This window comes from Corynebacterium sp. (genome assembly GCF_030532965.1).
Classification (GTDB): Bacteria; Actinomycetota; Actinomycetes; order Mycobacteriales; family Mycobacteriaceae; genus Corynebacterium.
In genome coordinates this window covers 1-14,096 of sequence record NZ_JAUNKC010000043.1, presented here as the reverse complement: position 1 = coordinate 14,096, position 14,096 = coordinate 1, and the positions used below count along the sequence as shown (strand labels likewise).

General features: G+C 59.6%; 9 protein-coding genes. 2 read left to right on the top strand and 7 right to left on the bottom strand.

Annotated features, from left to right (window positions below; all coding sequences use genetic code 11):
• Positions 1 to 80: 80 nt before the first annotated feature.
• From Q4D85_RS13835 to eccCa, 3 genes are all read right to left on the bottom strand, one after another.
• The gene (locus Q4D85_RS13835) at positions 81 to 398 is read right to left on the bottom strand and encodes a WXG100 family type VII secretion target (protein ID WP_303201291.1); all 318 of its coding nucleotides are present in this window, start codon (positions 396 to 398) and stop codon (positions 81 to 83) included.
• A 226-nt stretch (positions 399 to 624) separates the two neighbouring features.
• Positions 625 to 1,659, bottom strand: a complete 1,035-nt coding sequence (locus Q4D85_RS13830) for a type VII secretion-associated protein (protein ID WP_303201289.1) — start codon at positions 1,657 to 1,659, stop codon at positions 625 to 627.
• Positions 1,656 to 5,369, bottom strand: a complete 3,714-nt coding sequence (eccCa, locus tag Q4D85_RS13825) for a type VII secretion protein EccCa (protein ID WP_303201287.1) — start codon at positions 5,367 to 5,369, stop codon at positions 1,656 to 1,658. Before eccCa ends, Q4D85_RS13830 begins: the two co-directional genes overlap by 4 nt.
• A 318-nt stretch (positions 5,370 to 5,687) precedes the next feature.
• Between eccCa and eccD the strand changes: the two genes are divergently transcribed.
• Both eccD and Q4D85_RS13815 read left to right on the top strand, forming a co-directional pair.
• Positions 5,688 to 7,139: a type VII secretion integral membrane protein EccD gene (gene eccD / locus Q4D85_RS13820; protein WP_303201286.1), complete on the top strand. Its 1,452-nt coding sequence runs from the start codon at positions 5,688 to 5,690 to the stop codon at positions 7,137 to 7,139.
• Positions 7,136 to 8,344, top strand: a complete 1,209-nt coding sequence (locus Q4D85_RS13815; protein ID WP_303201284.1) for a S8 family serine peptidase — start codon at positions 7,136 to 7,138, stop codon at positions 8,342 to 8,344. The genes eccD and Q4D85_RS13815 overlap by 4 nt, the downstream gene beginning before the upstream one ends.
• A gap of 12 nt (positions 8,345 to 8,356) precedes the next feature.
• Here the strand turns inward: Q4D85_RS13815 and Q4D85_RS13810 are convergent, their stop codons facing one another.
• The 4 genes from Q4D85_RS13810 to truA all read right to left on the bottom strand — a co-directional run bounded on the left by Q4D85_RS13810 (position 8,357) and on the right by truA (position 13,801).
• Complete coding sequence (locus Q4D85_RS13810) at positions 8,357 to 8,776, bottom strand: TIGR02611 family protein (RefSeq protein WP_303201283.1); 420 nt, start codon at positions 8,774 to 8,776, stop codon at positions 8,357 to 8,359.
• A 215-nt stretch (positions 8,777 to 8,991) separates the two neighbouring features.
• Positions 8,992 to 10,326, bottom strand: a complete 1,335-nt coding sequence (gene eccB, locus Q4D85_RS13805; RefSeq protein WP_303201280.1) for a type VII secretion protein EccB — start codon at positions 10,324 to 10,326, stop codon at positions 8,992 to 8,994.
• Between the two features lie 96 nt (positions 10,327 to 10,422).
• Positions 10,423 to 12,858: a DUF6541 family protein gene (locus Q4D85_RS13800; RefSeq protein WP_303201279.1), complete on the bottom strand. Its 2,436-nt coding sequence runs from the start codon at positions 12,856 to 12,858 to the stop codon at positions 10,423 to 10,425.
• Between the two features lie 64 nt (positions 12,859 to 12,922).
• The gene (gene truA, locus Q4D85_RS13795; RefSeq protein WP_303201294.1) at positions 12,923 to 13,801 is read right to left on the bottom strand and encodes a tRNA pseudouridine(38-40) synthase TruA; all 879 of its coding nucleotides are present in this window, start codon (positions 13,799 to 13,801) and stop codon (positions 12,923 to 12,925) included.
• Positions 13,802 to 14,096 lie beyond the last annotated feature (295 nt).

Below are 14,096 nucleotides of genomic sequence, written 5' to 3'. Positions count from 1 at the left end.
CCAAAACCACAGGTCAACATTTCATACACATTTTCCTGGTGAGAAAACCTCATTGTGCGAATGAAAACGGTGTTGGTGTGCTACAGCGCTAGTCCACCACCGCCTACTCCGTTGAACATCGAGGCGTTATCGGCTTCAACGCTTTCAAAGGACCTGGCGTTGGAGCGAATATTCTCGCTGATGCTCGTGAGGGCTTCCTGCAGATCACCCGCTGCGGTGTTCCACCGCTGCATGAGGTTGTCGAATGCGACCTGGGCGGTACCTTGCCACGACCCCCGCACGGAGTCGACCACGCCACGCAGTCGAGTTAGTTCAGATTGCACTTCGTTATTGGTGTCATCGACGCGGCCAGCTGTGGCCACCATGACATCCGCTTCAGTGCGAAAAACGTTGCTCACGAAAAACCCCTTTCTGGGTTGAAGGTTGTCAGTGCCACCAGTCATGGCACGGTTTCGGTTAAGGTATGTCCGGTTTGGGGATACCGGGCATGTGTGTGAAGCGTTTCATGGAAGTTGAGCTTTATTGCGCTTCACATATAGTTGGACTCATCGAAGGGGCCATTCGGTTCCATGTTTTTCCAAACTTTTTTAAAAATTTTCAAAACACCAGCTAGAAGCACATTTCTCATACTCCCCCACTAGTGGGGGTAGGGCGATTTTCAAGGCTTTCTGCCGTCTGACGGCAGATTGATTTCTGGGGTATGGTCCACACGCCGTTGCGGGTTTGGCAGCCGACGGAGAACAGGTGATCCCCCTCAACCCACGCCACCCACAGCACGCCAGAACCGTCGCCGGGGGTTTCCTGGTAGCCGATTTCCGGCCCGCGCCCGATTCCGAGAGGTTTCACCTTCGTCATGACATCGTCGTTGGCGATAAGGGTTTCTAGTTCGGCTAAGACGGCGGCAGGATTGGCGTCGAAAAGCGGATCTATGGCAACCACTATCCGTAAGTTTTCATCCGACCCTACCGCGCGAAACAGTCCTGGCTTTGGCCCGTCTTCGATCCGAAACCCCTCCGGAAGGCGCAGCGCGATGTGTCCGTGTTCGTAGCGTGTGGTGGGCGCTTCGGGTGGCACAGTAATTGACGGCGGCTGCTGTTGCGGTGTGGCGGTTTCCTGGGCGCTATCCGGGGCTGGCGATGGCAATACCGCAGCGGATTGGGGTGTAGACACCGCCCACCAGGAGACGAGGCACACGCCGACCACCACCAACGCCATCGCGGCGTATAGCCCGTAGACCGGCAGTCTGCTTTGTCGACGCGGGCGTGGTTCCGCCGCTGGTGGTACGGGACGCTGCGGCGGAAACATCGTGGTGGGCGGCTGCACCCGCAGGTCGACGATCGGGTCGGGAATGCTATGTGGTAACGGTTCTTCTTCGATCTCGTCGATGGCGGCGGCACTTGCTCCTTCGCAGGAAAGCGCCCGGATGAGCTGATCACTGACGTCTGGGGCGGCGTCGATACCGATGACAACGTCGGGCCAGGCAGGGTGGAGCAATTTTTGCGCCTGTTCGATGATCGCGGGCATTGCCCACCCATCGAGGATCCCGGCGGCGGGTAGATCGTAACGGTAGGCGGTTTCTTCGCCTTCGAAGATGCTGGCGGTATCCAGCACGGTGATGATCAGATCATAGGTTTCTAATTCCGGCCGGATGGGGGTCATTTCGTCTCTCCTTGATCCTCGGTGGGCACAAGTGCCACTTGGATTTTTCCTTGGGTGGATCCGCCTGCGACCAGTACGCCCCGCCCGGGTGGTTGTGCACTGGTTCGGATGCCGAAGAGCGGGCCGTCGTCTTTATCGGCATCCAGGATCACCGCCATGGGTGTTTGGTCTTTGATTTCGGACAGGAAGGGCTGGAAAAACGCCCGTACGGCGCCACCGGATTTGCGACCGACCACGATATGCAATCCGATGTCGCGGGCGTGCGGCATGAGGGGCATGAGTGGCACCATGAGCATGTCGGAAAGCAGGTCATAATCGTCAATGACAATGAAAATATCCGGCCCGCTCCACCACGATCGAGCGCGCAACTGCTCCGGCGTGATGTCGCTGCCAGGTAGCCGTTCCTGCAATGTGATCGCAGCTTGATTGAGAAGTTTCTCGGTTTCCTTACTGCTGGCACTGTATCCCGCCAGCATTTCGGCTGCGATTTCCCCGAGGTGACTGCGTCGATGGTCAATGACCACAAGCCGCGCTGCATTCCGCCCGAGTTCGGTAAGCCCCTGACAGATCGTGGAAATCGTGGCGGTTTTACCCGACTGTTGGCTGCCGATACACACGAAGTGCTGATCTGTGGTGGTGTCCCAATACAACGGCCCCAACAGTGGGCCGCCGACCCCGATCGCTACGTTTCGTGGATCCGAATGACGCTCCAGCTCGGTCAACTCAATCCGTTTAGGCAGCATCTTTAGAGCTGGAACACGCGGTTGTGCTGCACTGATGGTGGCAACGTGGGCGATGTCTTGCTGTGCAGATTGCGCAATCAGCATCGATTCCCCGGTCATGCTTAAGCCCCGACCCGGCGCGGACGGAATCTTCGGTTGTGCCTTGCGGTCGATGAGCGAATCCAACGGCTCTGAAAGTTTCAGCTCTAACCGTTGCACGATGAGATCTCGAATGGCTGGGCGTACCACCGTCCATCTCGGCGTTGTGATCAGAAGATGGACGTTCGCCGCTAATCCGTCCGCCGCGATGCGCCCAAGTGTGTCTAGCTGGGTTTCGTGTTCGGCGTGTAAAACATGCCAACCGTCGACGACAAGGAAGGTGTGGCGCGGTTCCGGTTTATCGATAAACGATGTCACTTCGTCGATGATGCGTTCAATCTTTTCGGTTTCGCCGCGATGCGCCACTCCGGCCACGTGCGGCAGCATCGTCATGGAGTCCAGGTCGTGACCGGCTAGATCGAGGACATAGAACCGAATGTCGTCGGTGGTATGTGTCGCCGCTAACGCCACCATGATGGTGCGCAGCGCCGTAGTTTTGCCGGTCTGCGGACCGCCGCAGATGCAGGCGTGCCCTTTCTGTCCGTTAAAGTCGACAAATAGGGTGTCTTGGCGCTGGGCAAACGGCCGGTCGATGATTCCGATCGGCGCCGTTAATGCGTTTAGCTTTTCGCTTGTCGACGCCACCACGTCGCTGATGGGGATCGCAGGCGGCAGTGGCGGTAGCCACACCTGGTGTGCCGACTGGTTCCGTTGCCGCGCCACAGTGGTCGCGGCTTCGACCAACGCATCCACCAGGGTGCCCCGCGGGTCGGCGACTAAGGTGTGGTCGGCGTCATCGTCGATCGCCTCCCAGCCGTCCCACAGTTTGATCCGGTCACCTGTCTGCTGGGAGAACACGTGGTGGGGCCTGAGCAAAGGGCCCGATACATAAGCGGTTTGGAACCGAATGAGCTGATCGGCATCGGCTTTCATGTACCCAGCGCCGGGTTTGCTGGGAAGGTGGTAGGCATCTGGTACCCCAAGCACTTGGCGCGATTCCGCAGCAGAAAACGTTTTCAGCCCGATCCGGTAGGACAGGTGCGAATCGAGCCCGCGCAGTCGGCCTTCCTCCAGTCGTTGCGATGCCAATAACAGGTGAATATGTAGCGACCGGCCCAACCGGCCCACCGCGACGAATAGATCCGCGAAGTCCGCGTGTTGGCCGAGAAGCTCCGAAAACTCATCCAAGACGATAAACAGTGCGGGCAGTGGCTCAAGATCCGGGCGGTCGCTTCGCCTGGCCGCCTCGTACTCGGTGACGTTGGCGAAGTTTCCGGCTTTGCGCAGCAATTCCTGACGCCGGTTCATCTCCCCCGAGATAGCGTCGTGCATTCGCTCCACCAGCACCGATTCCTCACTGAGGTTGGTAATCACCGCCGAGGTATGTGGCAGCCCGTCTAAGCCTAAGAAGGTGGCACCGCCTTTGAAATCCACCAGCACAAAGTTCAAATCATGCGGGCTATGCGTCGCCGCCAACGCCACCACCAACGTACGCAGCAACTCCGATTTACCCGAACCCGTGGCACCGACGCACAATCCGTGCGGCCCCATGCCGCCGTGCGCAGATTCCTTGATGTCGATGACGAGATTACGGCCCCGGTCGTCTTGGCCGATCGGGACCCGCAGCCGCCACTTTCCCCGAGGCTGCCACAAGGAGGCGATGGTATCGGGATTGAAGTCATCGACCCCCAGCAGGGCCGGTAGTTCCAGGCTGCCGCCGGTTTTATCACCCGGAGCCAGTTGTCGGTAAAACGGCGTGATCTTTCGGCTTAAGATCAATGCCTCCGCCTCGCCTAGTCCGTCGGGAACGCCGATGGCCTCCCCACCGCTTACGGTGTGCACCACCAACTCCGCTCCGACGTGGATAACCAGGCCTTCTTCCTCCGCCCGATCCACCACGGCAACCGAGCGGTTATTCACCGCGATCACGGTGGTCCACGCGTGTTCGTCTAGTATCTCCGAAACCGCGCCGGGACTTACGGTGTCGTCGATAAGCACGATGGACGTGGCGGCAGCATCCAGGGCCTGCGGATTGGTGTGCGGCAGCCACTTGACCCAGCCGAAACTATCGCCCCGCGCCTGAATCGCGACCGCATCCGGCCCGTGGAAGGTCGCTATATGCGCCACCATGGCCCGCAGTAGGTCGGCGGCCTTGTCACCGCCGGTCAACAGCACGGCGCTAAACGCCTGTAATTGGATGACCACTGGCATGTCCGTGACAATGCCGACGTCTTGGACCGCATGCCGCAAGCTCACCGCGCAGACCGGGTCGAGGTCTTCTGTCGCTCCCGGATCGGAGACCTCAATGGGGGTGCATAACCCGGCGGTTCCTAAACCGATCCGGGCGGTCAGGAAATCCGGATCGTCGCTGGCTCGTTCCCACATCCTATTGGTGCCGATCTTTGACACCAGGTCGGACGGGTCGGGGTAGTTGTGAAACTCGTGTTCACGCTGCGCTTCCGCATGCGTGCGGGCTTGCTGGCGGATCATCCCGATATGCCGCAGATACGTCCGGCGCATTTCGTCGGTGTCCTCCCCCGGCTGGGGACTGAACATCATGAAAATTCCCATGAGCATCATGATCGGAAACACCAACATCATGGGGTTGATCGTGCCGTTGGATAAAAACATCAACCCCACCATCGCCACGATCGCAACGACCATGACGATCGGCATAATGGCGCGAATGAGCGGAATCGGTTGCGGTTTCGGCGCGGCGGGCACGTCATCTGGACTAATGACTCCGCTCGGCAATGGCGGGGCGGCATCGCGGTCGGAAAAGTGCATCGCTGGCACCAAGGTTCCTGCCGGTGGATGGCTGTGGGCGGCGATTGGCCCCGCCGTATCCGCTGGGGAATACGGTTGGTCAAGAAGTTGGGAATCGGACATGGCTTGGGAATCCTCTACACAGGTAGCGCGCACCTGAGGCTGCCGTGACACCACTACACACGATCAGGTGCAGTGCACGGCATACGCAACGACATGCGCGGCATACGCAAACATTGGAAATTCCCACCCAGCGATCCCCATCTAGGGTGGACACAACGCTTAGTTTAAGCCATGATGGATATGACACACCAGGGTTTTGAGCTTATTTTATTTCCCGCTCATCCACACATGGGGATGTTTCACGATGAGGGGAAAGGTCATGGAAGTGCCCAACGTGGGTGTTCATTTCCCAATTCTTAAAACCATTCGCTTCCTACCATGACCACAATTAATGCAAGCAATAACAATGCCATCCGGCTCACCGTGCGCGTCGAAGTCGGCAACCACAAACAAAGCGCCGACCTGGTAATCCCAGCGAGTAGCCGATTGGCGGAAATCATTGATGAAATCATCGCCATCACCAATGCGCCACAGATCTCCAGCCCGTGGCAAGCCGTCACCCCAGCGGGCCAAGTAATTCCGCTCGGGGCCTCCCTGGCTGAAGCCCACTTCAGCCACGGCGATGTGCTCATCTTGCGCCCCAAACGAGCCACCCCAGCACCCGTCGTCCGCGACGCGGCGGAATGCTTAGAGGACCTCACCACCTCGGTCAACCCGGCGCTAGGTACCGCATACCTCGCCGCCGGGGTTGGGCTGTGCGGCTGTGCGCTGATCGCATTGGCGTTTCCGCTCCCCCAGGGGCTCATCGCCCCGTTACCGCTTCGACTAGCAACGGTGGTTTTGGCCGCACTCGCCATGCTGCTCACCACCCGGCGGGTGGTATTCCTGCCTGTGGTGGCGCTGGGGGCAGGAGTCATTGGGGCCTGCATCGTCCTAGGGCGCGGCATCATCCCCAGTTTGGCCGAAAACACCACCGCCGTGGGTTTCGCCCACTCCTGGGCATTAGCCCTGCTTGTGGCGGCCATCGCCATTTCCATAACCTGCATCGGACTCAAGTCCGTCATAACCGAGCCGCTCCTGACCACCGCCCTGCACACCATCGCCATAGGATGTGTCATCGCGGCCATCGGCACCACCGCGTATCGCCCCGGGGTGGCAGTATCACTGATCCCCACCTGGGATTGGGTGGTCAACGCGGCCGCCGCACTAGTTGCGGTGGGAATGATCGTCATCGCGCTCGCCCCCACCATCGCCATCAAACTAGCCCGTGTCCAAATCCCCGTCCTGCCCACCGCCGGTCAAGACCTAGAGGTCTCCGATGTGAGCATGGCGGAAGTACCGCAGCAAGCCGAACGCGCCCGCCGCGTGCTTGATGGAATGCTCATCGGACTCGCCATAGTCTTATGCCCAGCGATCGTGGCAATCGGAATCATGGCACCGCACGCAGGATTCAGCTTCTCCCTAGCACTATCCATGTGCTGCGCCCTGATCCTCCACGCCCACCGGCACCGCGTATCCTTCAACACCTGGGCCATCTGGTTAATCGCAATGGCCGCAGCTGCAAGCGCCTGCGCCGCAGCTACCTGGCCATACATCTATATCCACTCACCCGCACTCGGCCAAAGCCCCCACCCTGCATTGCTTATCCTCACAATCCTGGTCGTCGCCGCACTCCTCACCTCCCCTGCGTGGGCTCACCGACTAACCACCCTGGAACCAACCACAGTGGTATGGATCGAACGCGCCGAACTGCTATGCATCGCCGCTTGTTTGCCACTGGCGCTGCACCTCGTGGGACTATTCAGCTTGCTCCGCGGGATCTCATTATGAACCACAACCGCCGATCAAGGGTTAGCCTCGCACTCAGCCTCTCGTGTGCCGCACTGATGCTTCTCGCACCGCTTCCCAGTGCCACCGCGCAACCTACCGCCGACCCGGCGGAACCACCGCGCCCACACGTTGAATGCGCCATCACCAATACCGCACCGGAGCCTGCCCGCATCCACCAAGCAGCATTATCTGACGGTTTCCGGCCGGTCCACGCATTCGCCACCGGATCAGGAGTCACCGTCGCAATAATCGACACCGGAGTCTATCCACACCCCCGGCTCCCAGAAGTCATCGACGGTGGCGACTTCGTCGACGCCGGGGTCGGGGCCACAGTCGACTGCGACGGGCACGGCACGATCGTCGCCGGGGTCATCGCCGCCCGCGACACTGGCGACGGCATTGTCGGCGTCGCCCCCGACGTGCGCCTGCTATCGCTACGGCAAACCAGCACCAAATTCCGCCGCGAAACCGCCCCCAATAGCCCCGAAGTAGCAGGCGGATCGTTAGCAACCCTCACGGCCGCCATTGAAGCAGCCGTCGACCAGCACGCCCACGTCATCAATATCTCCGTCGTATCCTGCCTGCCACCGGGCGCCCCACCCGTTGAAACTCAAGAATTCGACCGGGTCATACGCAAAGCAGAAGCAGCCGGAGTGATCATCGTCGCGGCTGCCGGTAACCGCAGCGAAGCCTGCCCCCACGGTTCCACCGTTTATCCCGCACACCACCCACAGGTGATAGGAGTCGGTTCCCTGGCTGATCCCTACCATCTTGCCGAATATTCCGTTCGCTCCCCCAAACCAATGCTCGCCGCGCCGGGTGTGGTTCCCGCTGGACTTGCAACCCGCGATGCTGAGCTGAGCGACGGAATCGTCCACCCAGGCGGCATTGCGCCATTTGAGGGCACAAGTTTCGCGGCACCGATGGTTACGGGCACCGTCGCGTTGTTGAAACAGCGTTATCCTGCGGCAAGTCCGCAGCAGTTGCGGGAATTGTTATTCGCAAGCGTTGACCCCGCAACGGGGGCTGTAGATATTCAACGGGTGTTACGCCAGTTTCATTCCCCGAAACCTCAGGCGGCAGCAATCGCCATCGCGCAGCCGCAACAATCTGATACCGGGTCGGTGCAGCGCACCGCCTGGTTGCTGTATGGTCTGGGGATTCTGGCCGTGGTGGCATTGGCGCTACGGCAACGCCGTCGTTGACGGAAACCGCCGCTACATCATGGCGTGCATAACCGGATCAAGCGCTGGAATTGCGCCTAGTTTCCAGGCAACGAATACGGTGCCGCCGACAGCTACCCAGACAGCTGCGCAGCTTGCGGCTACCAGCGACGCGCGGGTGACCCGGGTTTGGGATTGGTACCAGGTAGTGAACTGGTCGTACCTACGCACGCCCCATGCCAGCACCCGGGACGCCCAGTGCAATTCCAGGCTTAGAATTCCGATGCCGACGAATACGGTCAACCAGCCAGGGCCCGGAAGCGGGATGGTGATGATGCCGAAAACCACAACGAGCCAACCGAGGACCAACACCGTGGGGCGAACCAAAAACCCGAAGCGCTTGGCTTTCATCGCTTCATGCCGCGAGGTAATCGCGTCAATTTTTGCGTTAACCGCGTCGCGCATCGGAGACATGGAGTCTAACCGCCTCGCTTTCACAGTGTTGGTTGGTAAGTGGTGGTGGCCGGGTCGCAATGAATATTGCTCTAAATCGGTTTCCAATCTACTCGGTTACATCTGGATCGGTACACTTTTCATTACTGCCTGAGTAAAAATCACACGGTTTTTTGAAGTAGATTTATGTCACGTTCCGCCTCTAGCTGGACATATCCACTACCGCCCATCCGAATTTAATACATGGTTCTAAGCGCCTGTTCTTTGCTGAGTGGCGTGCCTGCAGGCAGCAACCGAACGATATCCCAAGAGGTTTTGTGGATCGTGTCTATCCCGATAATCGGCGCGGTTTCTGGGGTTTCCAGCTGATGGCGTCGGCCATGCGCGGAAACCACATGGACTCCATTTCCGGTATCAATTCCGATCGCCCACCCGGTTCCGGCGAAATGGGTGGCGGTGGTGTCGCCGGATAATTGGATTGCGTCGCCGACAAACGTCGGCTTCTGTTTCCCGTCCGGCGCAGGTTGCACCATGTCTACCCCGCCCGCATCGGTGAGGCAGATGTGGTTTCCTACTGGGTCAATCCAGGTTATTTCCGATTCCGGCAAGGGCAATTGGGCAGGCAGCCGGGGCGGAAGGTGCGGCGAGTCGGGAAGCTCACCCAGTGCGGTACCCGGCACGACCCGCAGTGGGACGCCGGAATCGATGAGGATGTCTGCCTGAAGCGGCGTGGCGGGCATAATGCCGGATTCTTGCTTGGCCCAGTACGTGGGTTGCTGGGCACCGGTGACTTTAAGAATCTCCGTTATCTCCCGAGGCACGGTGATCGCGGGGTCTTCGTGAATGCCGCTCACTAATTGCGGCGGGGCCTGCCAGCGGGGTGTCAGCGGGCCGATGCCGAGGCGGCGTCGAATAGCGCGTCCTGTTTCTGTATTCGGCGGCGGCAAAACGCTGCGCCCGGTTGCCCGGATCACCCATTCCGCGTTGTTCACCTCGGCGAGAATCGCGGCATCGGCCTTAAGTGGAATATAGGCATCAGCTGCGGTTTCCGGGTGAAACACGACGGTCAGTTGGGCCTGGGCAATGTCTAACCTGCTGGTTAGCGTGGGCACCGAATGGCAGGCATGCGCGGTCACCGGAGGTTGTTTCTCCCCCAGTTCCGGCATAAACGTCGGGGCATCGCCAATGCCGATGGGGGCTGCCTTGGGGATATCGCCGATCACTGCGGCACTCGCGGATTTGGCTTGAATCGGTTCGCCGACGATGAGCCTGGCGGACACCAGGTTGGGCACGGGGTGCAGCCGGTCCTCCAGGCGGACGTAGAGCTGCCCAGTATCGGCCTTGATTATGCCCGCACTTCCGGGGTCAACCGCCGGGCGGAAAATGCCGAGCACCACCGCACCTAAGGCAATAAGCACACAGGCCGCCAGCCCGAATCCCAAGGCGCGGCGGCGTTTCGCCAGCGGGTCGTGGATCATACGAATATCGCCAAACACCAGGCCGTGCTCGATCCGGCGGGCGAGGAATTTATGCCCAGACACCTGGGCTTTCGTGGTGGGGGTAATTCCCATTCGTGGCGCACCCTTTCCGATGCTTATGCCACAGCACATGCTCCCAATGCGCCCCGCATGATCCCTAAGCGGCGACGCATTGTTAACCCTAGCACGTTAATGCCGTAAAAGAGCCCGATCGTTGCGTGCAATTGCGTCGTCGCGTTGCCTTTCGATGGCGTCCCGTTCCGTTATCTCCATCTCACCCGGAACCGGGGCAGCGGGTTTCGTCGGCCGGTGATAATACGGCTTCGTTGCGGCCGAACCTGAACCTACCCCGCGACCCGAATCTGCACCAGCAGAACCATCAGCCGCGAGCTCCGTTTCGGTGGCGGATTGGCCCGATCGTGCCTTTGTCGGAAGCGGTGGTAGTGCTTCCGGTGACCCGCTGCTGCGCATCTTCGTGAGCTCAGCATCGGTGAAGTGGTCGTTGACGGCGTAGATCCGAATCAATCCGTCCCGATACACCAGGGTAAGACCCGGCGCGCTCTCGGTCTTGACCGACAGTTCCAAGTTGGTGTGTTGGAAGTGCCAGAAATTCGGCGGCGAAATGAAGATGTAGTTAACGCCCAATTTGTCTACCGCATCGTCGGCCAGGTTGCGCTGATCCGGGTCGCCGTAGTTACCGGCACCGATGAGGTAGGCGCTGTTGTGGATTTTATGGGTCGGGGCGTCCTTAGCCAGGGTTGGCCACAGGTAGTGCCGCGACACACTCGGTAGCGCATTGTAGGCGTACATCCAGCCGTAGCCGTCGGCGTGTTCGCCGAAGATGAGTCCGTCGTAGGCCTTGGGTTGTTTCGCCAGCCAGTCAAAGGCCTTGAGGTCTTTCTCGTTGACCATGTTGGAGCCGTACATTCCTTCGACGACCCACTTGGAGCCTTTAGTTACCGAGGCAACCGCCATCGGCTGGTACCAGGCGACCAGGCCAACCGCCAGGCTAATCGATAGCACTGCGGAAATCTTCGACCACACGCGGTGTTTAATGAAGCCTGCAAACGCCAGGCGTACCAGTACCGCAAAGCCCACCCCGGCGTAGGCGAAGAGGAACATCGCGACCGGGATCACCAAGCGGTGGGCGGTGCCGTAGTGCAAACCACCGATGGTGTCGAGAATCTGGTTCCACGGTGTTGGCAGGGCTTTGAGCGAATTGACCGTGAGCAGCGCGGAGATCAAGACGAACAGCGGCCCCCAGATATTCTTGCGCCAAAGTAACAGCGCCACGGCGCCGAATCCCGCGAGAATGAGCAGCCAGAGCCAGTCCTCCATGCCCTTAAATTCGCCGACGTGGCGAGTGTGCATGAAAAACGTCTTATACCAGGCTTCGGACCAGGTGATGTCCTCATAGGCCGATACGGCCTGCACGTCACCCGACTGCCCCACCCCGGCCAAAAGTTGTGGCAGAAGTAGCCCGATGCCGACCACGCCCGCAATTGCGAGCAATCCGAAATCCCGCAGGCGCACGAGGAGTCCGCCGACAAATCGGTTCTCGCGCTGTGAGGTTCTGGTTGGCCGCCAGAGGACGTCGAAAAGCCACCATAGTCCCAGCATGACAATGACGATGGTCACCGGCGCTGGGTGCATAATCACCAGGCCGATAAAGCCGACCACGGCGGCGAACATCCGAATCGGCACCGCTGGCACCGACATAAACAACGCCGCAACGATACCCACCATGGAGATCGACCCTAGATACGGCCACATCCCCACATATGTCGGAATCCAGTACAGCACCGTCGCGCAGATCACCAATGCTGCGGACGACCCCGCCGCGACCTGCGCGACCAGGCCGCGATTACCCACCAGCCGCCACGCAATAAGCGCAACTGACAACGGCAGCGCCACGCTGGGAAGGATAACGTTCATCCAGTTCAACGCTGCAATCGGCTCGACATCAATCACGTCCGAGAGCAACGCCGCGACCGCATGCCACCCGGAGGGGTAAAACAGCTCCGCCTTCCCGTCAAGGTTGTGTGCCTCCCCCATGCGCGTGGAATCCGCCATTCCTTCTTCCACGATGTAGCGCACTTCGCTGGCATGCCAGTGCACGTCCCAGCCTTGGACGATCGACAGCATCTGATTCGGCAGCTTCGCGTACAGCTCCACGAGTCGTTGGATCAGCACCCACGCGCCCGCGATAACACCTGCGCCCGGCAAAATCCACCTCGGGTCAAACAGGCTTCCGTTACTAAACCACTGCCGCCACCAGCGCGGTTTTTCCACCTCCGCGTCGGCACCAGCATCAGGCTGCGTCTCCGCCTGTGTTTTCGCTTTTCGACGCCGCCGCACCAGCCGCCCCACAATAAACATCAGCCGCCACAACGCAGCCAAGCCCACAACGGCCGCAAAAAAATAACCAACGTTGGTGAGATTAAAAAGCACATGCATCCGGCTGAGCAACCAACCGGCAAACCCCACCACGCCGCAGGTAGTTGGGATCGCCGCCGCGACCGCCCACGGCAACCGCAGCCCCGACACCCAGTTGAGAATCAGTCCCGGCACCACCAATGCAGCCACAATAGTGAGCGCTTGCTGGATCAACTCCGATTCCGTCACCCAACTACCTTCCTATTCATCATCGTTATGACCTAGCAGTTTAGTTGGGTTCTTCCACTACCGCCTAACCATTGGCGAAACCTATGTCTCTTTCGTCGCGCTTCGCCCGCGTCAGCTCCGCCCGACCCGCCAATTCCGAATCCGCCGGATAGTCCACCGCCACCAGCGACAACCCCTTCGCCGGTGCCACCGGCAGCCGCGACGAACGCGCCTGTTCAGTTAATAATTCACCAGGAAAATCCTGGTTGCGCTTGCCTTCGCCCACGACCAAACAGCAGCCCACCAGCGATCGCACCATCGACCAACAAAACGCATCCGCCGTCACATGCGCCTCGAAAGTCAGTGGCTCGTATTCGGTGGATACGTCATACCACTGAAACTTCTGCACATCCCGGATGGTGGTTGCCCCCTCCCGGTGTTTACAAAACGCCGCGAAATCATGCAACCCCACTAATACATCCGCGCACGCCTGCATCGCCGCCCGATCAAGCTGTTTCGGCCAGTGCGCCGTATCTATCGCCCGGGTCGGCAGCGCCCCGCGCGGATGCGTTGTTAACCGGTAGACGTAGTGGCGTCGTAAAGCGGAAAACCGCGCATCGAAACCATCCGGCGCCACACTGGCCGCATGCACCCGCACATCTTCAGGCAATAACCGCGCCAACCTGCGCACCAACGTGCCCGGATCACCGGCGATACTGCGGGTATCCAACGCTGCGGGCGGCACATCGAAATGCGCCACCTGCCCCGCCGCGTGCACCCCGGCATCGGTACGACCCGCGACAGTCAAACTGACCGGCACCCGAAGCACCAACTCCAATGCGTCTTCCAGCACCCGCTGGACCGTGCGCAAATCCGAATCCCCCTGGCGGGCCCAGCCGTGAAAATTCGTGCCGTCATACGCCAAATCCAGGCGGATACGCACCACAGAATCGTTTTGCTCCATCACCCACCCAACGGTAGCAAAACTTCACACGTTGTACGCAACCACCAGGACATTTACAACAGTCAGAATCTACGACTGGTCGTCTCCGGTGCTTGTTCACAATATGCATTGGGCCAAACTTGGATTAGACCGCTCCTGAAAAAACACATTAGGCTTCAATATTCTTCCCACATCACCGCGTTATTAAAAAATTATTCGAGTTGGATTGTTGGGGGTAAAACGCGGGTGAATGGGGATTTAGGGTATTGAATATAATCGAACATGTATTTTATAATGGTGGTACCGCATTCATGTT